The sequence below is a fragment of the Mogibacterium sp. CM50 genome, from assembly GCF_000293155.1.
Classification (GTDB): Bacteria; Bacillota; Clostridia; order Peptostreptococcales; family Anaerovoracaceae; genus Mogibacterium; species Mogibacterium timidum.
Genome location: NZ_ALNL01000031.1, coordinates 1 through 22832, shown reverse-complemented (window position 1 = coordinate 22832; position 22832 = coordinate 1). Strand labels below are relative to the sequence as shown.

The 22832-nt window shown below is 40.8% G+C and carries 21 protein-coding genes; 19 read left to right on the top strand and 2 right to left on the bottom strand.

The features are described 5' to 3' along the window. The 10 genes from HMPREF1152_RS04750 to HMPREF1152_RS04705 form a co-directional block, all read left to right on the top strand. Positions 1–930, top strand: a 930-nt coding sequence (locus HMPREF1152_RS04750; protein ID WP_156791962.1) for a Cna B-type domain-containing protein, incomplete at its 5' end; no start/stop codon positions are given. Positions 931–1397: 467 nt separating this feature from the next. Beyond that, complete coding sequence (locus HMPREF1152_RS04745; protein ID WP_009644024.1) at positions 1398–2768, top strand: acetyl-CoA hydrolase/transferase family protein; 1371 nt, start codon at positions 1398–1400, stop codon at positions 2766–2768. Positions 2769–2918: 150 nt separating this feature from the next. Then, the gene (locus tag HMPREF1152_RS04740) at positions 2919–4196 is read left to right on the top strand and encodes an adenylosuccinate synthase (RefSeq protein ID WP_009644014.1); all 1278 of its coding nucleotides are present in this window, start codon (positions 2919–2921) and stop codon (positions 4194–4196) included. A 142-nt stretch (positions 4197–4338) separates the two neighbouring features. After that, positions 4339–5511, top strand: a complete 1173-nt coding sequence (gene alr / locus HMPREF1152_RS04735; protein ID WP_009644030.1) for an alanine racemase — start codon at positions 4339–4341, stop codon at positions 5509–5511. A gap of 17 nt (positions 5512–5528) precedes the next feature. Then, on the top strand, positions 5529–6095 hold the full coding sequence (locus tag HMPREF1152_RS04730; RefSeq protein ID WP_009644017.1) for a phosphatase PAP2 family protein: 567 nt from the start codon (positions 5529–5531) through the stop codon (positions 6093–6095). Positions 6096–6292: 197 nt separating this feature from the next. Further along, the gene (locus tag HMPREF1152_RS04725; protein ID WP_009644029.1) at positions 6293–6964 is read left to right on the top strand and encodes a uracil-DNA glycosylase; all 672 of its coding nucleotides are present in this window, start codon (positions 6293–6295) and stop codon (positions 6962–6964) included. Between the two features lie 127 nt (positions 6965–7091). Further along, the gene (locus HMPREF1152_RS04720; RefSeq protein WP_009644015.1) at positions 7092–7691 is read left to right on the top strand and encodes a hypothetical protein; all 600 of its coding nucleotides are present in this window, start codon (positions 7092–7094) and stop codon (positions 7689–7691) included. A 5-nt stretch (positions 7692–7696) separates the two neighbouring features. Then, positions 7697–8104, top strand: coding sequence for a hypothetical protein (locus HMPREF1152_RS09005; RefSeq protein ID WP_009644023.1), 408 nt, complete (start codon positions 7697–7699; stop codon positions 8102–8104). Positions 8105–8526: 422 nt separating this feature from the next. Further along, positions 8527–9759, top strand: coding sequence for a Fic family protein (locus tag HMPREF1152_RS04710; protein WP_009644013.1), 1233 nt, complete (start codon positions 8527–8529; stop codon positions 9757–9759). A 397-nt stretch (positions 9760–10156) separates the two neighbouring features. Next, entirely contained in the window at positions 10157–10969 is an 813-nt protein-coding gene (locus HMPREF1152_RS04705; RefSeq protein WP_009644027.1) for a hypothetical protein, read from the top strand. Between the two features lie 296 nt (positions 10970–11265). Here HMPREF1152_RS04705 and HMPREF1152_RS04695 read toward each other — a convergent pair whose 3' ends face one another. Next, positions 11266–12432 (bottom strand): IS110 family transposase, encoded by a 1167-nt coding sequence (locus HMPREF1152_RS04695; RefSeq protein ID WP_009644019.1) that lies wholly within the window; start codon positions 12430–12432, stop codon positions 11266–11268. Between the two features lie 303 nt (positions 12433–12735). Between HMPREF1152_RS04695 and HMPREF1152_RS09940 the strand changes: the two genes are divergently transcribed. The 4 genes from HMPREF1152_RS09940 to HMPREF1152_RS04680 all read left to right on the top strand — a co-directional run bounded on the left by HMPREF1152_RS09940 (position 12736) and on the right by HMPREF1152_RS04680 (position 15320). Further along, on the top strand, positions 12736–12870 hold the full coding sequence (locus tag HMPREF1152_RS09940; RefSeq protein ID WP_009644031.1) for a hypothetical protein: 135 nt from the start codon (positions 12736–12738) through the stop codon (positions 12868–12870). 175 nt (positions 12871–13045) lie between these two features. Beyond that, positions 13046–13255, top strand: coding sequence for a helix-turn-helix domain-containing protein (locus HMPREF1152_RS04690; protein ID WP_009644028.1), 210 nt, complete (start codon positions 13046–13048; stop codon positions 13253–13255). Between the two features lie 3 nt (positions 13256–13258). Next, positions 13259–14791 (top strand): type I restriction-modification system subunit M, encoded by a 1533-nt coding sequence (locus tag HMPREF1152_RS04685; protein ID WP_009644022.1) that lies wholly within the window; start codon positions 13259–13261, stop codon positions 14789–14791. Beyond that, positions 14781–15320 carry a restriction endonuclease subunit S gene (locus HMPREF1152_RS04680; RefSeq protein ID WP_009644016.1) on the top strand — a complete coding sequence of 180 codons (540 nt, stop codon included), beginning with the start codon at positions 14781–14783 and terminating at the stop codon, positions 15318–15320. Before HMPREF1152_RS04685 ends, HMPREF1152_RS04680 begins: the two co-directional genes overlap by 11 nt. Here HMPREF1152_RS04680 and HMPREF1152_RS04675 read toward each other — a convergent pair. Continuing rightward, positions 15317–15958, bottom strand: coding sequence for a restriction endonuclease subunit S (locus HMPREF1152_RS04675; RefSeq protein WP_242822277.1), 642 nt, complete (start codon positions 15956–15958; stop codon positions 15317–15319). The two genes, HMPREF1152_RS04680 and HMPREF1152_RS04675, sit on opposite strands and share 4 nt — an antisense overlap. A gap of 94 nt (positions 15959–16052) precedes the next feature. Here HMPREF1152_RS04675 and xerA point away from each other — a divergent pair, with 94 nt between their 5' ends. From xerA to HMPREF1152_RS04650, 5 genes are read left to right on the top strand one after another with little or no spacing between them, the layout of a single operon-like run. After that, positions 16053–17036 carry a site-specific tyrosine recombinase/integron integrase gene (gene xerA / locus HMPREF1152_RS04670; RefSeq protein WP_009644026.1) on the top strand — a complete coding sequence of 328 codons (984 nt, stop codon included), beginning with the start codon at positions 16053–16055 and terminating at the stop codon, positions 17034–17036. A gap of 11 nt (positions 17037–17047) precedes the next feature. Beyond that, on the top strand, positions 17048–18256 hold the full coding sequence (locus tag HMPREF1152_RS08995) for a restriction endonuclease subunit S (RefSeq protein ID WP_009644033.1): 1209 nt from the start codon (positions 17048–17050) through the stop codon (positions 18254–18256). A gap of 41 nt (positions 18257–18297) precedes the next feature. Next, on the top strand, positions 18298–18552 hold the full coding sequence (locus tag HMPREF1152_RS04660; RefSeq protein ID WP_009644021.1) for a hypothetical protein: 255 nt from the start codon (positions 18298–18300) through the stop codon (positions 18550–18552). A 17-nt stretch (positions 18553–18569) separates the two neighbouring features. Beyond that, on the top strand, positions 18570–19589 hold the full coding sequence (locus HMPREF1152_RS04655) for an FRG domain-containing protein (RefSeq protein ID WP_083844328.1): 1020 nt from the start codon (positions 18570–18572) through the stop codon (positions 19587–19589). Continuing rightward, complete coding sequence (locus HMPREF1152_RS04650; RefSeq protein WP_009644018.1) at positions 19589–22735, top strand: type I restriction endonuclease subunit R; 3147 nt, start codon at positions 19589–19591, stop codon at positions 22733–22735. The genes HMPREF1152_RS04655 and HMPREF1152_RS04650 overlap by 1 nt, the downstream gene beginning before the upstream one ends. The last annotated feature ends 97 nt before the right edge of the window (positions 22736–22832 follow it).

The following is a 22832-nucleotide window of genomic DNA, read 5'->3' as shown; positions in this document are numbered from 1 at the left end:
AACCAGGATGGAAAGCGTCCAAGCAGCATCAAGGTGCAGCTGTATGGAAATGATAAAAAAGTAGGAGAAGAAGTAACGCTCAACGAAGGAAATAGTTGGACTCATACATGGGCAAAGCTTCCAAAGAACGCAGCAGGAATACCTATAAAGTATACGGTAAAAGAAGTAGGGGAAGTAGATAATTACACCACATCGTATGGTGAAGACAGCCAGGGCAATATAATCATCACTAACAAGCATGTACCTGAGAAGACCAAAGTGGAAGGACAGAAGACATGGAGTGATAATGATAATCAAGATGGAAAACGTCCGGAGTCAATTACGGTAAATCTTCTGGCTGACGGCAGGAAGGTGAAGGAGGTTAAGGCTACAGCAGCTACCGACTGGAAATACAGCTTTACCGATCTTCCGAAGTATGAAAACGGAAGGGTGATTAAGTACACTGTAACGGAAAACACCGTAGATGACTACAATACCGAGATAGAAGGCTATGATATCAAAAATAGCTATACTCCTGAGGAAACCTCTGTAACCGTAACCAAGAGATGGAACGACAGCAACGATAAGGATAGAATAAGACCTGAACGTATCAAAGTACAGCTCTATGCGAACGGAGAGAAGAAGGGAGAAGCTGTTGAGCTTAAGGCAGGAAGCAATTGGAGCTATACATGGAACAGGCTTCCTAAGAAGGCTAAGGGAAAGGATATAAAGTATACCGTTAAGGAGGAAGGAAGTCCTTCGGGTTATACGGTGAGTGTGGATGATAAGGATCATGGTAACATCATCATCACCAACAGCCATACACCTAAGGAGATTACGAGACCTAAGACAGGAGATACGAACAGATTCATCGCGTATCTGGCAGTGATGCTTATCTCTGCAGCGGCGGTTATAGGACTGCTCGTTTCAAGGAGACGCATAAGGAATTAGCCGCAGGCGGTGACAGATTAAAGACCTGAAATATCAGAGCGGAATCTGACATCCTGAACCGACCAAACAAGAACGGCACAAGAACAGCAGACGAAAAGGCGATCGAAGTAGATTTGATCGCCTTTTTGATTTGCTGTAAATAGTAAGCTCGGTTATCTGACGAAGCCGGACTGAAGCCGGTGAGAGATATATTTTTAAATGCATTTATATCCAAGATATTTAAGACAGAGATAAATGAGAGCTCGACAAAAATCTGTAAATTAATTTAAAGATAAGAGAAGTTAAGAACAGATAGAGAACAGATAGGATAAGACAAGTATGGAATCTCATAACGCCCCTAGAAGGAGGCCCCCGTACGCGCCGGAATACTTGAAATTCAGCCATAAATGCGCTAGAATGTTTTTGTCCTATCGCCACAAAAAGGGGGTGGCAGTTAGTGACGAATTTATGAAGATGGAGGAAAGACTATGTATGATATCAGTCAGGTGCAGAGCGAGTATAAGACCAAGCTCATCGACGCGGAATTCGCAGCGAGCCTGGTCAAGAGCAAATACAGGCTGCACTTTGGCGTGGGAACCGGCAGCTCCATCTATATGGATAGAGCGCTCGGGAACCGCCTCAAGACAGACACCCTCCTTCGTGGATTAGAGATACAGACAGAGGTTGCAGTGAGGAACAACTTACTTGAGACCTTTAAGGCAACAAGGGACGTCAACACAGTGAGATTTTACTCGTCGCATTATACCGGCATGGATCGCAAGATGGCAAGCGCGGGGAACTGCTGGTACGTGCCGATCCTATTCAACGAAGAACCGCTATATTGGGGCCAGGAGAACAACGGATTTGACATCTGCTGCATCCAGGTGGCTCCGATGGACAGATATGGCAACTTCAACTTTGGGCCAACCAACGCCGATCTGCTCGGAATCATCAGGAATTCCAAGATTGTCATCGTTGAGGTCAACGAGAAGATGCCGATAGCACTCGGCTACGAGTCGCATATCAATATCTCCGATGTAAACTACATCATCGAGGGCGATAGCCCGGAGCTCGCTGAGTTCAAGGCAGCGCCTGCGAGCCCTGAGGATAGGAGGATTGCGGAGTCAATTGTGGAGCGAATCAGAAACGAGAGCACGCTGCAGCTCGGTATCGGAGCAGTGCCAAATGCAATCGGCGCTCTGCTGGCTGAGTCCGACATCCGTGATCTCGGTGGTCACAGCGAGGTCATTGTTGACTCCTTCATGAACCTGTATTATGCGGGCAAGCTGACCAATAACAAGGAGCTGGACAAGGGGTTGACCGTGTACACGGCAGCGGTTGGCAGCAAGGAGCTGTATGATTTCATAGATGATAACCCCATCTGCTGTGCCGCCCCGGTTGATTACGTCAACAGCGTGCACACCATATCGCAGATAGACAACTTCATATCGATTAACAGCTGCGTCGGAGTCGACCTCTATGGGCAGGTGTGCTCGGAGAGCGCAGGCTTCAGACAGCTTACAGGTACAGGCGGTCAGCTTGATTTCGTGCTCGGAGCCTTCCTTTCAAGGAACGGCAAGAGCTTCATGTGCACACATTCGACCAGAGTGAAGCCGGATGGAGAGATGGTATCACTTATTCATCCGATACTTCCACGCGGATCGATTATCACCACCCCGCGTACAGCGACACACTACGTAGTGACGGAGTATGGTGCAGTCAATCTTAAGGGTAAGTCGACATGGCAGAGAGCCGAAAGTTTAATCAGCGTGGCGCATCCTGATTTTAGAGAAGCGCTGATCCGGGAAGCTGAAAAGATGGGCATCTGGCGCAACACAAGTAAGATTGAATATGTTTAAAGGATTTTTAATCTATATTTAATAAACATTTTGTATCAATAGGGTAGAGTTTTATTAGCTGGCTTTACAGAAGGTCGGTCCTGCGCGGGGCTTGACGGGGTCATAAAGTCAAGGCAGAGGCGCTAAGGCGCAATGCGTAAGGAGGTTTTTATGATCACAGCAGTTGTAGGTGCCAATTGGGGTGATGAAGGCAAGGGTAAAATCACAGACGTACTCGCACAGGAATCCGATTATATCGTTAGGTTTCAGGGCGGCAGCAACGCCGGACACACCATCAAGAACGAGTTTGGAAAGTTCGGACTCCACCTCATGCCATCCGGCATTTTTAACAAGGACGCTGTCAGTGTTCTGGGCAACGGAGTGGCAGTAAACGTCAGGAAATTCATTGAGGAGCTCGGATCCATTGAAGATGCAGGTGTTCCGCATGGCAAGATTATCATTTCGGACAGAGCTCAGCTGGTTATGTCATATCACATGGCGCTGGACGCTTACGAAGAGGAGAGGCTCGCCGGCCATTCCTTCGGTTCGACCAAGGCGGGCATAGCGCCTTGCTTTTCGGATAAGTATGCGAAGATTGGTTTTCAGGTTGCAGATCTCTATTCGGATAAGGACCTCTTGATGGAGAGAATCAGGAATGTCTGCAGTATCAAAAATGTGCTGCTCGAGAACCTGTATCACAAGCCGCAGATCAAGGCAGAAGATATTTACGCAGAGCTGCTGGAATATGCGGAGCTGCTAAAGCCATACGTTGCGCACACTTCGCAGGTGTTAAACGACGCCCTCCGCGCCGGCAAGCATATCCTGCTGGAGGGACAGCTCGGAGCACTTAAGGACACAGACCACGGTATCTATCCTATGGTCACATCGTCTTCTACGCTCGCAGGCTTTGGCGCTACCGGTGCCGGACTCCCACCTTATGCTATTGAGCGAATCATTACGGTTGTAAAGGCATATTCTTCGGCAGTAGGTGCAGGCGCGTTTGTCAGCGAACTATTCGGGGACGAGGCTGACGAGCTGCGTAAACGCGGCGGCGACGGTGGCGAATTCGGCGTAACGACCGGCAGACCTCGTAGAGTCGGCTGGTTCGATGCTGTTGCGACCAGATACGGCTGCATGATGCAGGGGGCTACAGAGGTTGCAGTTACAGTAGTTGACGTGCTTGGATATCTGGACGAGCTCAAGATATGCGTTGGATACGAGATTGACGGCAAGGTGATTAAGGATTTCCCTAACACACCGCTGCTCGAGAAGGCCAAACCGGTATATGAGACGCTTCCGGGATGGAAGACAGATATCAGAGGCATCAAAAGCTACGATGAACTTCCGTCTGAATGCAAGGCGTACATCGAGAGAATTGAACAGGAAATAGATGTTCACGTATCGATGGTATCAAACGGCCCGGCCCGCGATGAGCTAATCATCCGCTAGCTGCCGGAGACAATCATAATAAATCGAATTAAACTTTGCAGACGATTTGCAAAGCGGATTTTTAAAAGTTAAATAACCTGCAGATAGGTAACAATTCCTGACAGAGCTGCTGTCAGGAATTCCGTAATTGAAGAGGTATCGCATGTATAAGGAATCAATGCGCCAGACGTGGGTGGAGATAGACCTTTCGGCGCTCGATCACAACATCAAGGCAATCAAAGAGGCTATAGGAAGCGCTGAAATCATCGGAATAGTCAAGGCTGATGCCTACGGACACGGCAGCGTTCGCTGTGCCAAGGTTCTCCGTTCAAATGGGGTATCGCGCTTTGCGGTTGCTACAGTCGAAGAAGCCCTGACTCTACGCGAGGCCGGATTTAACGAGACTATTATTATCCTCGGCTTTGTACCACAGGAGTGCGTGGATATTGTAATCGAACAAAGGCTGACCATAGTGGTTGGAGGGTTGGAGAGAGCCGGGGCGATAGCCAATATCGCCGGAGAGACAAATGACGTTATCGACTGCCTGGTAGCTATAGATTCAGGTATGGGGCGCATCGGCTACAGGATAGAAACACCGTTTGAAAAGGAGCTTGCAAAGACTGAAATAGAGGAGATGGATGAGCTCGACGGTATCCGTATCATCGGTATGATATCGCATTTCTCAACATCCGATGAAGCCGATTCTTCATATACCGACAAGCAGCTGTCGTTGTTCAACGATTTCTACGAGGAGCTTGCGGGCTGCGGCATCAGTCTTCCTATGTTGAGTATCGCTAACAGCGCGGCCATCATGGACTATCCGAGGACCCATTTCGATGCGGTAAGACCGGGGATCATCATGTACGGGTGCTATCCGTCCGATGAGGTAGATAAGTCCAGACTCGATCTAGAGCCCGTAATGTCTGTAAAAGCCTATATCGTTCACCTTAAGACTGTTCCGGCCGGCACGGCAATAAGCTATGGGCGCAGGTTTATCACAGAGCGTGAGAGCAAGATTGCTACCATTTCAATTGGATATGCAGACGGCTATGCCAGAACACTCACAGGGAAGGCGGAAGTGCTGGTGAACGGACATCGTGTGCCGGTCGTGGGAAGTATTTGCATGGATCAGTGTATGATAGATGTTACCGATGTGCCGGAGGTTAGGGCCGGAGATGAGGTGGTAATCATGGGACGCTCGGGCGATGACGAGATTCCTGCAGAGGAGCTGGCTGATAAGATCGGCACGATTAATTATGAGATACTGTGCGATTTCGGCATGAGACTGCACAAGATTTATATAGACAGAGATAAGGGCTCGTATGACCTCGTATAGCGGCACAGGGGGGATATATGCTTGAAGCTATTCAAAATATCGACGGATCACTGCTGATCAAGTTCCAGCACCTTGTGATCCATGACGCTCTGACGCCGGTAGTCAGAGTATTTACCCACATGGGCAACACCGGCGCGATGTGGATTGTTATCGCGTTGATACTGATGCTGTTTAAGAAAACCAGGAAATACGGATTGCTAGCGCTGGTGGCGCTGGGTCTCACATATCTGCTCAACAACCTTTTGATCAAGAATCTGGTTGACAGAACGAGACCGTATGAGACCTTCGACAAGGTGCGTCTTCTGATAGAGAAACAGGATGATGCATCGTTCCCGTCAGGGCATTCCGCGAGCTCGTTCGCAGTAGCGATGAGCATTTACCTGTATTTCCCTAAGAAATACGGCATCCCCGCTCTTTTGCTCGCCGTTCTGATGGTGTTGTCTCGGCTGTACGTAGGAGTGCACTATCCAAGTGATGTGCTGTGTGGAGCTGTCATCGGATCACTCATGGCATACCTGGTGTACAGGATATATGATGCCGGGCAGGAGAGGCTGCACCCGGCTAAGCATGCAAGAAAGAAATAAATAAACGAATCTATGCACTTCATGCTATATAATGACTTGATGTGATTTTGCAATTTGGAGGCAAGTCTAAGCTCTATAACGGATTTGGCATAATGGTGTTGGCGAGTCCGATGAATAATGAATGATAATTAACAATGTGACTTGCGAAATGCAATGGGAAGAATTTTGTCGGAAAAGGTTGATTATGAGGTTCGGATATGATAATTGGTAATGACTGGGATCAGGTGCTGGCACGTGAGATGGAAAAACCGTATTATAAGGAGCTCGAGCAGTTCCTCGATGCGGAATATGCTTCGTGCACAGTGTTTCCTCCCAGGGATGAGATTTTTACGGCTTTTAAATACACTCCATATGATGATGTTAAGGTTCTGCTGCTCGGGCAGGATCCATACCACGAGGCGGGACAGGCGCATGGTATGGCCTTTTCGGTTCAAAAGGGTATCAAGCAGCCGCCTTCGCTGGTAAATATTTTTAAGGAGATCCGGTCGGATCTCGGCATTGAACCGCCACCATATGACAACGGCTGTCTGATTCCCTGGGCAAAGTCGGGCGTGTTGCTGCTCAATACAGCGCTGACCGTCAGGGAGCATGAGGCGAATTCGCACCGCGGCAGAGGCTGGGAGCAGCTGACAGATGCGGTGATAGAGAAGCTCAACGAGCGCAAGATGCCTCTTGTCTTTATTCTCTGGGGGTCCAACGCCAAGTCTAAGCTGCCGCTGATAACGAACAAACAGCATCTCGTGATAGCCGGCATGCATCCGAGTCCTCTCTCAGCATACAGAGGTTTTTTTGGAGGGAAATACTTCTCTCGTGCAAATGAATTTCTCGTGCGCCAGGGGATTGACCCTGTGGATTGGGGCATTTGTTAGGCTAAAATGCGTGGCTGCGTTCACATAACAACCACGTGGATTTCATTTGCATACATGGACGAATATGCTAATATTTCAATTGCACTATTGAGAACGATATTAATTAGATTAAGGAAAGGTTTACGTTATGAACAACAAGAAGCTTAAGAGATCGAAGGTTACTATTGGATTGTATGTGTGCACCGGAATTGTGTCAGTATATGCGCTCTACGCTATTTTCAATTCGATTTCATATTTGAGAAACTATTTTAAAACTTACGGATCGACAATAGGTCAGCATTTCGGAGATGCGCTTTCCTACATTCTGAACCAGAGCTTGTCTTATATCGTGTTCGCAGTTCTGCTGTTTACGGTATCGGTAGTTCTGACTGAGGTGAGAAAGCTCAATCCCGATAATTACATGAGTGCGGAGGAGCTGGCGCTAATCGAAGCAGCTAAGGCAGAGAAAGGAATTAAGACAGCGGGAGCTCAGGTTGAAGAGGATTCATCTGATGCCATGGACAGTGATGAGACAGCCGAGGAGACTGAGGCTTCGTCTGATTCTGTAGAATCCGAAGCGGAAGAAGCAGAAGCTGAAGCTGTCGAATCAGCTGAGGTGCACGAAGAAGCTCAGGAAGCTGATGAGGAAGACGGAGAGCTTTCGCCTGAGATTGAAGAAGCAAGAGAAGCAATCGCTAAGAAGGCAGCTGAGGTTAGAGCGGCTGCTAAAGGAGCAACTGAGAAATAGATATTATGATCAAATCCGAAGTTCGCATCAACAGGACGCTCCCGACAGAGCTCATCAAGCTCATGAATAGATGTGGAGCACGAAAGCGCAATCCCAAGACGATTATCAAGGCGCTCAGGGATGGCCTGTTTATGGTCGGGCTCTATATTGATGGCGAGCTTACAGCGTTCGGCAGAGTCTCGGGTGACGGTGCTATGTATTTCTTGATTACGGATGTGATGATTGCACCCGAGTTCGAGGACAGCGGAATAGATATGCAGCTATATAAGGAAATTGACGACTATCTGCTGACGGTAGCTCCAAATGATAGCCGTGTACTCGCTATGACTCACAAGAAGTACGAGCACATATTTAGAACTTTCGGGTACGAGTATATGGATCCGGATTATCGCACGGTGATGATACGCGAGTAGGATGCTTGCCGAATAGCAATATCAGGCTGTGCGGTGAGCCACCGTATAGCTGTCACATGACTCGGTTAATGCCGAATATCAACAAAAATGTGAAGGGGAAGCCTTGTTCAATTGGAAATTGGGCAAGGCTTTTGTAGTGAGAGGGTCTTCGCGGGATTTAAAATAGCGAATTTTTGATGTGCCGCAGGGTCTGCGGGAGAAATTTAAAAACTTGTGTGTTTTTAAATGTGAGATGGAAAAGCCGATCTATATTTAAAAAACTGTATAGTTTTTTAAATGTGCTGCGGAAAATGTGATGATATTAAAAACTTGCTTGATTTTTTAAATACAATGCAAAAATACAGATAATATTTAAAATAATGCTTGTTTTTTTAACAATATGGTCTAATATTGATATTAATAGGAAAAAAGGAGGGGGTTTTTTGAAAAGCAAGGAATATGTATTGCTCAAGAGTCTGTATTATGACCGGTATGAAAAATACGAAGAATTCTATAGGGAAAGGTTCCAGTCAAACGAATGTGTTCATCTAAACTTTAAAATTGAGAATAATCCTGCGTTTTTTATGGAAACACCCGAACTTTTTAAAAGGGTCGTAGACATAACAAGACTCGACAAAGAGATTTCAGAGCTTGTGAATACACTGCCGGGAATTGCGCTGGAGCAGTACATAAAGAAGTGCCTGATTGATGAAATCGTTATTACAAATGACATAGAGGGGATTCATAGCACAAGAAAGGAAATTGGTGAAATCCTCAATGACCTGAAAGGAAAGGGTGGTAGGCGATTCTATGGACTGGTTAAAAAATATACCACATTGACTTCAAGGGATCTATCTGTAGAGAATAGCCGCGATATCCGGGCGCTATATGACGACATGTTCCTCTCTGAGGTTGTCGAAGAGGACTCGGATAATGCACCTGATGGCGAGATATTCAGAAAAGGACGTGTGGAAGTAGTTGATCCGACGAAGAAGGTTATTCATCGTGGATTATATCCCGAAAGTAAGATAGTAAGCATCATGGATGTAGCAACCGACATATTGAATGATGCGCAAATTGAGCCGCTATTCAGGATAGCGATATTTCACTATTTATTTGGATACATTCACCCGTTTTATGCTGGCAATGGTCTACTGAATAGGTATATAAGTAGTTATTATCTCGCAAATGCACTTGAACCAATTATGGGTTACCGCTTGTCATATACAATTAAGGAAAATATAAACAAGTATTACAAGAGCTTTAAGATTGTAAATGATGAGATCAATAGAGGAGATATCACTCCGTTTATCTTTACGTACCTCGATTTTATAAAAGAGTCGGCTATAAACCTCAAGGCAGGGTTAACTGAAAAGAGCGAAAGATTGAATGTCCTTAAGAAGGGATTTCTCGGTAACTTGCCAAATGGTCAAGAAGGTAAATATACGGATTTATATTACTTTCTGCTGCAAGCATCATTATTTTCTGAAATAGGGATTTCGACAAAGTCATTGATAGAAAACCTAAATGTGTCAAGACCGACATTGCAGAAGCGATTACACGAGATTGATGAGAACAATCTGCTGGTTACAGAAATCGAGGATAGGAACAAGTTCTACAAACTGAATCTGGATACATTGGTAGAAAAGTACGCAAGAGAGCAAAAGTCAGAATGAAAAACGAGAAGGCGCTACATCGTGCTACATCGTGCCGCTTCTTTTTATTGAGTGGGAATGACAGAAGCAAATATATTACTGTCATAAAATGCTTGGGAATACAGGGATTCAGCGATTTTGCAGCAGTAAAATTCTCTAAATGATACTGTTTTGATACTAAAAGATGATTGCTAAAAAAGGAAGATATGAATTACCTGATTGAACAATCTTACAAAATATCATTGCAGAGGGAACCTTAATAAAAAGCATTTTGTGAATTCCGTATATTTTCCGAAAATGATTTTTGTATTGATTTGACTACCTCACCAGATTATTTGGGGGCATTTATTAGCAATAGTGGTTAGCTTGGAAACCAACGAAATGGAGTATGACGAGATGAACGGATAGGAGGTTTCTCATGGCGATAGACGGTGTAAAAATTATAGATAGTGATGATGGATATGATATTTACAACTGTGTTGTAGAAAACTATAAAGACGGAGTAAGTGTCGACAAAATTATAGCGGATATGTTGGCAGATGAAAAAAATTATTGTACCGATGATTTTTATGCAGAGATTTATTGGACTTCTTTTGCCTATTCTTTATGGGAAATAGGACATTTACCTGATGAGATAAAAGACAAAGCCTTAGAAATAATTGCAAAAGGAGCTAACGAATTTTGGCTTGAAATCGACAGTAAAGCATTGAAACAAAGACAAAAGGTTCTAGATAAATTAGCTGTACAATTACAGAGCAAAAATCTCAAACCTGTTAAAGTTCCAAAAGGAAAGTTAAAACGAGTGCCGTATTTTAATAAGGGAGATATTCTTGTAATAAAGTTTGATAATGAATATGGAGTTTGTTTCGTTTCATCAGTAGATGAAAGACCGAGAAAGTTAGAATACAATTTAGCTTGCACTCGTTTATTACAAAAAGAGAAACCCAATATTGATGATTTCCTAAACAGTCAAATTGCGTGTACTAAACAGAACACATCATACTGCCTTAGTACAGATTGTTGGTTCAATCATAAAGATTTGGGAGTTCTATTAGATAAAATAGAAAAAATAGGGCAAGTTGAATTGGAAGATTATATTTTAGGAACACTATCACCGGCTTCTACACTGGAAGATATTTATAATGAAATCACAAGAAATAAAAAAACTTGGAGCCTTAGATTCAAGGATACTTACTATCTAATAAGAAATTTTGAAGTTTGTGGAAATTGAACAATAAATTTGAATTTTTAGGAGTAAATTGAATGAAGGGCATAGATGTTATATACATATTGTAGCAGGAGAGTTAAAGACAAAATCAACTAAAAATCTTTTCAAGAAATTAAACGAGCATTCTAAAGAATTACAAGCTAAACAAGAGGAGATAATCAAGAAACACAATTCATTAGCAGACCAGCTATGAAAAGTCAAGGTAAATTTCAGAGGAAATTAGAATAATTTATTCAGGTAAAAAGCGCAACCTAAAAAGACCTCCGCATAGAAGCCTCGAAAAAATATGGGAGTGGAATCTAATCTAAATTAAATTCCACATGGTCCGTGAGCATCTTGTATATGACACGAACAAGCTTGCCTGCACAATGCCCAAGGGCATTGTAATGACCGCGCCCCTCAGCTCTTTTCGAATCATAATACTCCTTAAAAGTTGCGTTGTTCTTTACAAGGTTGTGGGCAGCATTTATGAGCGCATATCTGAGCGCACCGGAACCACGTTTTGACATCCGGGTTTTCGAAGCAGAAAAGTTTCCGGACTGGTAAACGGATGGGTCCAAACCTGCAAATGCAAGCAGTTTGCGAGGCTTTGAAAAACGGTTGATGTCACCGATTTCACCCAGTATCATTCCGCCATTGATTGGACCGATGCCGGGTATAGTCAAGATGACTGAGTCTATTGACTCAACGATGTCTTTAATTTCATCGTCAACCGTATTGATTTGGCTATCCAGAAGCTCAATTTGAGCGATAGATTGAGTAATCTGAATGGATAGGGATTTGTCGGAATGTCCGACAGACTTCTGTGCGAGAACTCTTAATTCTAAGGCCACTTCCTTCTTGAAATGTCCATGGGAATTAGACACAAGAAGGTTCTTGAGATGAGTCAGATGCATGGAAGCAATCTGAGAAGCAGAAGGTGCCTCTTTTAGGATAGCGTATACAGCCTTTTGATGGAGCCCGGACTTGAAGAAATACTGTAGCTCAGGAAACGTCTGATCCATATAGGATGTAAGCTGAATTTTGGTGCGTGCGCGTTGCTTAACTAACTCAAGGCGAAATCTGCCAAGGTTCTTAAGCTGCATGAGAGCAATATCGTATAGCGTAACAAACCGAGGGTTTTCCATCAAAGCAATGGCTTTAGCAATTACCAGAGTATCAACCTTGTCAGTCTTGGTTTTACGGATTCTGTTTTTACGCAGAGAGGATGTCTGTATGGGGTTAAGCACGCAGACATTGAAATCCTTGGAGACAAGGAAAGAAACCAGGTTGTTGCCATAATGAGCAGTCGATTCAAGACCGATGATGATGCTGTCTTTATCAAAAGAATTGAGTTTTGAAAGCAGCATGTAGAAGCCATCATTGTCATTCAAGAATTCAAACGGCTCGATGAGTACCACGCCATCTGAATCGATGGCAGAGGCAAAGTGATTGAGTTTGGCGATATCAATGCCAAAATAGATCATTGAAAGCGCCTCCTTTCGTAGAGATTTGATACTGTCAGGTCCACCTTACGATTATCCTCGTAAACTTGATTGAGATAAGTACTCGGGAGCAAAGCTCCGGCGACATCCAGCTAATAAACAATTCAGATAATGAGATGGCAATACACTCCTAAAAAGTAGTCAAGGCTACAGGACAAAAATAAAAAGTCCACAGTATCTGAATGTATTATGACACAAACAGTAAAATTGGAAAGGAGAGTATGATTTAGCTTCGAATTAATCATACAAGTACAGTATGAAGAATTGGAACATCTTAAAGTTAATATGAATGACTATCTTGGCAGAGATAAAACAGAGGAGAAAAAGGAATCGGTTATTGGTGCAATTAGGAAACATCGGAGTGAAGAAAGAGAATTTTCTAAGGAAAAGAAAAAAATATTGGAAGAAGCTGAAAGATAATTTTGTGGTCGGTGTGGTCTTAGGCCTGCATCGACTTCTTATGCTTTTGTGTTGCTAAAATATAAAAAATGGGAGAATATAAAATTAAAATAGAGAGAACGCTATAATTAAATGTGTAAATATGGTACAATGTCTCTAATTAGATTTGGGGACTCATAGAAAGTGAGGAAATTTAATGAAAGCTAATTATAAAAAGCTATGGCATATTTTATTGGATAGGGACATGAAAAAGAAAGAGTTAGCTCACATAGCTGGAGTTAGTACATATACTATCAACAAACTTAATAAGAACGATAATGTAACGGTTGAAGTTTTGGGGAAGATTTGCAAGGCTTTGGATTGTACATTAGATGATATTATGGAATTTGAAGAGGATGGTGAATAAATAATGGCTGAAAAAAACAATGCAAATATAGGTTTTGAAAAACAAATTTGGGATGCAGCTTGTGTTCTTTGGGGACATATTCCTGCTGCTGAATATAGAAAAGTAATTGTTGGACTTATTTTTCTTCGCTATATATCCAGTGCCTTTGAAAAACGCTATGAGGAACTTTTAAAAGAAGGCGATGGTTTTGAAAACGATAGGGATGCATATGCAGAAGAAAACATTTTCTTTGTACCGGAAGAAGCTCGTTGGAGCAAGATTTCTTCCGCTGCACACACACCTGAAATTGGCACAGTAATTGATGACGCCATGAGAGCAATTGAAAAAAAAAATACGAGCTTAAAGAATGTTTTGCCTAAGAACTATGCAAGCCCTGATTTGGATAAAAGAGTTTTAGGGGAAGTCGTTGACCTATTTACTAACGAAGTAAAAATGGATGGAACAGAGGCAAGCAAAGATTTGTTGGGGAGGACATATGAATACTGTATTGCTCAGTTTGCTGCCTATGAAGGTACAAAGGGGGGAGAATTCTACACGCCTTCAAGTATTGTAAAAACAATTGTTGCCATATTGAAACCGTTCAATAATTGCCGAGTGTATGATCCTTGTTGCGGCAGTGGTGGCATGTTCGTACAGAGTGAAAAGTTTGTACAGGCTCATAGCGATAATCGAGGGAATATTTCTGTTTATGGACAGGAATCTAATGCAGATACATGGAAGATGGCGAAAATGAATATGGCAATAAGAGGAATTGATGCCAATTTCGGTTCTTATCACGCAGATATATTTTTTAATGACATCCATAAAACATTAAAATCGGATTTCATTATGGCAAATCCACCGTTTAATCTTTCTAATTGGGGTGCAGATAAATTAAAAGATGATGTTAGATGGAAATATGGAACTCCACCATCGGGAAATGCAAACTATGCGTGGATACAACATATGATTCATCACTTAGCACCTAATGGAAAAATAGGCTTAGTACTTGCTAATGGAGCGTTATCATCCCAATCTTCCGGAGAAGGAGAAATAAGGAAAAAGATTATAGAAGATGATCTCGTTGAAGGTATTGTAGCTTTACCGACACAGCTGTTTTATAGCGTTACTATTCCAGTGACTTTGTGGTTCATTACAAAAAATAAAAAACAGAAAGGAAAGACTTTATTTATTGATGCCAGAAAAATGGGATATATGGTTGATAGAAAGCATAGAGATTTTACGGAAGGTATACAACAAGACGGAAGCCTTGGAGATATTGACTTATTAGCGAAAACCTTTGAAGATTTTCAAAATGGAAAATTGAAAGAGAAAAAAGGATTTTCTGCCATAGCGTCAATAGAAGATATAGCAAAACAGGACTATATCTTAACTCCCGGTCGATATGTAGGTATCGAAGAGCAAGAAGATGACGGCGAGCCTTTTGAGGAAAAGATGACAAGACTGACCTCAGAGCTTTCGGGTATGTTTGAGAAATCTCATGAACTGGAAGAGGAAATTAGAAAGAAACTGGGGGCGATTGGGTATGAAGTGTAATTGGTGTATAAAAAAGCTATCCGAAATTGCTCATATCAATCCTAAAGAAAGTATTGGTAAAGGTATCATGGCCAAAAAAGTACCAATGGATAAATTGCAACCATTTTATAGGGATATTCCGGAATTCATTTTGGAAGAGTATAAAGGTGGAGCCAAATTTAGAAATGATGACACGATAATGGCAAGAATAACACCTTGTTTGGAGAATGGGAAAATTTCAAAGGTTTCTGTTTTGGATGATGACGAAGTTGGTTTTGGCTCAACTGAATATATTGTTTTTCGTGCTATTGAAGGTGTTAGTGATGCTGATTTTCTGTATTATTTGATTTGTAGCCCATTGGTTCGTAATCCAGCAATTAAATCTATGGTGGGGTCATCGGGTCGTCAAAGAGTACAAACTGATGTAGTTGCTGATTTGGATATAGAGTTGCCTCATATCGAAGAGCAAAGGAAAATTGGAAGTATACTAAGAACTCTTGATGACAAAATAGCGTTAAATAATGCGATAAACAATAATTTAGCGGCTTAAAGGTCGATGTCAGAGACATCAAGTTCACCGGACATAAGCTTCGGCAATAACGAATCACGAAGTTGCTCTAAGCGACAGATTTCATCGTAATTATTGCGAATAGCGGCATCCATTGGAGCAACTAATTCCTCAAATTCATCAAGCTTTTCACTTGATGGTATAAGGAGAGGTATTTCGTTCAGCGAATTTCTGTTAATTGAGCCAAACACAGTACCCTCTCCATTAAAAACATCCAACTGCTTTTTGAGAGAAAACATTGTGTATAGCACGAAAGATTGATGATTATTCTTTGAATGAATAGCGGCAAGTCCTCGACCGATACAACAATCGGTATGAGCCACATTTAGGTCGCCGACAGGCGCTCGAACGCTCATTAAAGTGTCATTAGCACAAGCCATTCGCTTCGGCTCACTTGTATAAAGGCGAACAGTTTGAAATCTGAACCCAAATTCAGCTCGACCTTGGAAGAAAATTGTACCATTACTGTCTTCGTTATAGCTGCTTCCACTTGGGGACTGTCCCATTGTAATATCGGCTATATCGCTCAATGTACCTTCTGTCCAATCTGAGCTTGCATTATCAATGAACATTTGCTGATAAATTGCCTGAGCTTGCTGCTCTAAATTATTGTTTAGCATATAATATACCCATAACTTCCGTGGGTGGCGGAAGTTAATATCGGGGAACTTCCGCCCCATAGTCGTTCTCTAAGAATAAAAAGGAGAATTGACTGTGAAACAAAATTTAATCAAAGATGTTGTTCGAGGAATGCTACCATACTTGAACAACGCACAAAATGAGAAGTTACAAGAAGTTTTGCAATATACATTTGCAAATTATGATGTAACAGAAAACAAGAAACAAGAGAATAACTCGGAACAGAACTATGTAGAGCTGTTCCTATCGGCAAAGCGAATTGAGGGCTGTTCAGAGAAATCTCTTAAATACTACAAGGCAACTATAGAAATGGTGATCGCGACTGTCAGCAAAAGCGTAAAGCATATTGAAACCGACGACATAAGGCGATACATGACCGAGTATCAGGAAAAGAAAAAATCAAGCAAGGTTACGATTGACAATATTCGCCGTATTCTTTCAAGCTTCTTTTCGTGGCTTGAGGACGAGGACTATATACTAAAAAGCCCTGTCAGGCGAATACACAAGGTCAAAACCGGCACTAACATTAAAGAAACTTATTCCGATGAAGCGTTGGAGCTTATGAGAGATAACTGTACCGAACCGAGAGATTTGGCAATGATTGATATGCTGGCTTCAACGGGTATGCGTGTCGGCGAAATGGTGTTGCTCAACAGAACTGATATTGACTTTAACGAGCGAGAATGTATCGTGTTCGGTAAAGGAAATAAGGAACGAGTGGTATATTTTGACGCAAGGACTAAGATACATTTGCAAAACTACTTAAACCGCAGAGCCGACGATAACCCAGCACTATTTGTATCGCTGAAAGCGCCGCATGAAAGATTGAAAATCGGCGGTATAGAAACAAGACTTAGAGAATTTGGAAAACAATTAGGACTGCACAAGGTACACCCGCATAAATTCAGGCGTACCCTTGCAACTATGGCAATAGATAAAGGAATGCCTATTGAGCAACTACAACAGCTCTTAGGGCATAGGAAAATAGATACGACCTTGCAGTACGCAATGGTCAAGCAGAGCAATGTTAAGATTGCTCATCGAAAATATATTGGATAGAGAGGAAAATTATGACGGCGTGGAAGAAATATACTGTTGAACAACTTATTGATTTGGATATGTTAGAAGCACCTATGGATGGAAATCATGGCAGCATTCATCCCAAAGCTTCTGATTATGTTCTAACGGGAGTCCCATTTATTATGGTTAATGATATGTCAAATGGTCATGTGGACTTGAAAAATTGCGTTTTCATTTCAGAAAAGCAAGCTGGAACATTAAGAAAAGGATTTGCAAAACCAGGCGATGTTCTTTTATCACATAAAGCAACTATAGGTAGAACTGCGATTGTACCGAATGATTTTGATACAATTATATTAACTCCACAAATAACTTATTATAGAGTTAAGAAAGGGATAGATAATAGATTTTTAAAGTATTATTTTGATTCACCAAATTTTCAAATTCTCTTTAATACTTGGGCGGGGTCAGGGAGTACACGTGCTTATTTAGGTATTACTGCTCAAAGGAAACTTCCAATCATTTTGCCCGAACTTGATGAGCAAATTAAAATAGCGGACATTTTATCAAGTATTGATAAAAAAATTGATAAAAATAATGCGATAAACAATAATTTAGAGCAGCAAGCTCAGGCAATATTTATAAATGAGTTTCTATCTCTTAAAACGCTACCTGATAATTGGAAGCAAGCCAATTTGATAGATATTGCAGACTATCTAAACGGTCTTGCTATGCAAAAATATCGCCCAACAGGTGACGAAATCGGAATTTCGGTTCTTAAAATCAGGGAACTTCGTCAAGGCTTTTGTGATAATAACAGTGAATTGTGTTCTCCGAACATCAAAAGTGAATACATCATTCATGATGGCGATGTTATTTTTTCTTGGTCAGGTAGTCTGTTAGTCGATTTTTGGTGTGGCGGTATTTGTGGTTTGAACCAACATTTGTTCAAGGTAACATCAAGCAAGTATGACAAGTGGTTTTATTATGCGTGGACAAAACACTATCTTGACCGCTTTATATCTTTTGCTGCTGACAAAGCAACAACAATGGGACACATCAAACGTGATGAACTTGGAAAAGCAGAGGTTTTCATACCTAACGAATCAGACTATAGCCGAATCGGAGCCTTACTTCAGCCAATTTATGACTTGATTATCTCAAATCGAATAGAAAATAAGAAACTTGCCTCATTAAGAGAAACCCTTTTACCAAAACTCATGTCTGGCGAGCTTGATGTCTCCGACATCGACCTTTAAGACGCTAAATTATTGTTTATATTACAGAAGGAGTCGTAAATATGAAAGAAATAATATTTAATAAAGATGAAATGGAAAATTATGGGATAGAGATAACTTCTGTAAGTTCTTTTATTGATGAAGTAAATAAGATAAAAGATGATTTGTATGGGAGCAATGAGGAAGTATTTTTCAGAGGGCAAAAAACTGATTTCTGGGATGTTATTCCAAGCATTTTTAGAGGTGATTTTTTAAGTGTAGAACATACATTAATGCAAGTTCCTCTATTAAAAGCCCTTATGAATTTATTTCTATAAATAATGATTTTGAAATTATGACAAAATACCAACATTATGGAATGTGCACAAGATTGTTAGGTTTAACTACGAATCCGTTAGTGGCTCTATACTTTGCTTGTGAAGAATATGGTGATGTCTATTATAAGGGAATTGAAGATGAAGAAGACGTTAAAATACAAGAAGCGAACGGTGTAATATTTTTTAATAGAAAATACTCTGTATCTACAAATGAAATAAATATAAAAATTATATCCTCTTTATCTCAGATAGATTTATCAAATGATAATACTCTTGAATCTATCTTGAGAAAACTTACAGAACGGCAAGCTATTTCAAAAGAGTTAGAAGAAAGATGGAAATCAAAAGAACAGTTTGAAGAATTTATAAACATTATTCAGAATAATTATATTGTTATCCCGCCATACAACAATGAAAGATTATCAAGGCAATGCGGAATGTTTTTATTGGCAGGATGCTTTAATTTTGTTTATACCGAGTCCATCAGTGAGTCCAGTATAGAAAAGGGATATAAAGATTTGCGAGAGGAATTTGATAGAAAGTTTTTCTATATTCCTGGGGAGAAAAAGAAGACAATATTAGAGGAATTAGATACTTATAATATAAATGAGGCAACTTTATTTCCTGAATTGGAGCATCAATTGAGTTATATAAAAAAGAAAAAGAATGCTAAATCAAAGGCTTCATCAGAATTTATAAAATTTGACTTTAATGATATAAAGCAAAAAATAATAAAAACAGATATTGAAATAAGTGATAATATAATAAAAGATGAGAGTTTCAAAGGTGCTGTCATTATAGATTTAAGTGAAAAATATCATTTCGATATACAAAAAATATGGGGATTTGTGGAAGAATGGGTTTCAATAATTGATTGGAATAGAAAAGAGTCTGTAATAAGTAGATTTAAAGTGGAGATTCAAAGAGTCTTACTGGAAAATGGATTCGATAAAGAACATGCAAAGAATGAATCTGAGTACATCAGTGATAAAATTATAAAGATAGCAAGTGAAGTATCGGAGAGGAGTGAAAAATAGTGGCGAATTTTTTCATAGAAGCAGATTATGAAAACTCAATAATTGAATTATTTCAGAACGATTTAGGATACGAGTACGCATACGGTCCCGATATAGAAAGGGATTTCTACAGTCCATTATATGAAGATGTTTTGGTTGAATCTCTATATCATTTGAATAGAGGAGTATCGGATGATGCAATTCAGGAAGCACTATATAAACTCAAAAACTTTGAAAACGGAGAGCTTGTGCAGAAAAACACAGTCTTTATGGACTATCTGCAAAACGGTATTCCTATAAGATATTTGGTTAACGGTGAGGAGCGTTCCTCTATCGTCTATCTTGTTGACTACAAAAATCCCGACAACAACTCCTTTATCGTTGCTAATCAATGGACTTTCATTGAGAACAGCAACAAACGTCCGGATGTAGTTCTCTTTTTGAACGGATTGCCTGTTGTATTGATTGAGCTGAAGTCTCCTTCTCGTGAAGAGACGGATACATCAGAAGCGTATAGACAGCTCCGTAATTATATGCAGGAAATTCCGTCTATGTTCGTATATAATGCTATCTGCGCCATGAGCGATCAGCTGATATCCAAAGCTGGGACGATCACTTCCGGAGAAGACCGCTTTATGGAGTGGAAAACAAAGGATGGGAATTACGAAAATACACAGTATGCTCAGTTTGACACTTTCTTTGAGGGAATGTTTCAAAAAGGAAGACTACTTGATATTATCAAGAACTTTATTTGCTTTTCTAATGAGGGGATTAACACATTTAAAATTCTTACCGGATACCACCAATATTTTGCGGTAAGAAAAGCGATTGAATCTACAAAGCACGCTACTATTACCGACGGTAAAGGCGGTGTTTTTTGGCATACACAAGGAAGTGGTAAATCGCTTTCGATGGTGTTCTATGCTCATTTATTGCAGGAAGCATTAGATAGTCCAACCATTGTTGTTCTCACCGACAGAAATGATCTTGATGATCAGCTTTATAGTCAGTTTGCAAAGTGTAAGGATTTTTTAAGACAAGAACCATTACAAGCAGAAAGTAGAGAAAATCTAAAAACTTTGCTGGCCGGCAGACAGGCAAATGGCATAATATTTACTACTATGCAGAAATTCGAGGAATCTAACGAGCCTTTGTCTGAACGCCATAATATTATAGTTATGGCTGATGAAGCACATAGAGGTCAATATGGACTCGCCGAGAAAATTAAAATTACAAAGAATGAAAAAGGGAAAGATGTTGCAAAGCGTGTTATTGGTACAGCAAGAATTATTCGTAATACGCTTCCAAACGCTACATATATCGGATTTACAGGAACACCTATTTCATCAAAAGATCGCAGTACTCGTGAAGTATTTGGTGATTATATTGACATCTACGATATGACGCAAGCGGTTGAAGATGGTGCAACACGTCCGGTTTATTATGAGAGCCGTGTAATTAAGCTCAATCTTGATGAAACTACCTTGAAATTAATTGATGCTGAATATGATTTGATGGCTCTTAATGCTGATGAGGAAGTTATTGAAAAGAGCAAGAGAGAGCTTGGTCAGATGGAAGCAGTGCTTGGGAATGATAACACTATTAATTCTTTGGTTTGTGATATTCTTGACCACTATGAGAATAATAGAGAGAATTTGCTTACAGGTAAGGCGATGATTGTTGCATATTCTCGTCCTATTGCCATGAAGATTTACAAGCGAATATTAGAACTTCGTCCGGATTGGACTGAGAAAGTAGGTGTTGTTATGACCTCCGGCAACTATGATCCAGAAGAATGGAGACAGGTTATTGGTAATAAACACCATAAGAATGAGCTTGCAAAGAAATTCAAAGATAACGATAGTCCTATGAAGATTGCGATTGTTGTTGATATGTGGCTAACCGGATTTGATGTGCCGTCTCTTGCCACGATGTATGTTTACAAGCCTATGTCCGGACACAATCTTATGCAGGCAATCGCCCGTGTAAATCGTGTATTCAGAGATAAGGAAGGCGGACTTGTCGTTGACTATGTAGGTATTGCCACCGCCTTAAAGCAGGCAATGAATGATTATACCTCCCGTGATAAGAAGAACTACGGCGATACAGATGTTGCTAAGGTTGCTTATCCGAAGTTCTTGGAAAAACTGTCTGTTTGCCGTGACAAATTCCACGGATATGATTATTCCAAGTTCCAAAACGGCACAGACCTTGAAAGAGCAAAGACTATCAGCGGTGCTGTCAACTTCATTATGGGCAGAGAAAAAGGTGATGATAAGGATTCCTTCGTAAAAGAAGCTCTTATGCTTCATCAGGCTCTTTCTCTTTGTTCATCTTTAGTTGATGAAGATAGTAGATTTGAAGCAGCATTCTTTGAAGCTGTTCGAGTTCTTGTTCTAAGACTTACTAATACTGGTGTTGATAAAAAGATTTCCTTGCCGGAAATGAATGCAAGAATAAATGAACTTTTGAAACAGAGTATTAAAAGTGATGGGGTAACAAATTTGTTCTCAGATATCAAAGAGGAGTTTTCTTTGTTTGACCCCAAATTTCTTCAAGAAGTTGCAAATATGAAAGAGAAGAATCTTGCAGTTGAACTATTGAAAAAATTGATTGCAGAACAGGTTTCTGTTTATCGCAGAACAAATATTGTAAAATCTGAAAAGTTCAGCGAGATTATGCAGCGTTCGCTCAATGCTTATCTTAACGGTATGCTTACCAATGAAGAAGTTATAGAAGAAATGTTAAAGTTGGCAAAACAGATTGCAGCAGCACATCATGAGGGGGAAAAATTAGGATTAACTGCTGATGAGCTTGCTTTCTACGATGCCTTAACAAAACCACAGGCAATCAAGGATTTTTATGAAAATGAAGAGCTGATTGCAATAACAAAAGAATTAGCAGATACTCTACGTAAGAACAAGTCGATTGATTGGCAGAAGCGTGAGTCAGCAAGAGCTAAAATGCGCATGCTGATCAAAAAACTCTTGAAAAAACATAAATATCCGCCTGAAGGAATGGATGACGCCGTTCAGACTGTTATGACACAGTGCGAACTTTGGGCTGATAATTATAACTTTGAGGAAGATAGAAATGTTTATTCATATATAAATCATGCCGAGAAAACTCTGCCGTTGGTTGCAGAAGATGTAGGGGAATATAATTGATATAGATTTATTTTTATACTAAACTCTAATATGATTTTTAACTATCTTTTCAAAAGTTCTTATATGCCGATATAGCCTGTCTTTACAGGTATTTTCG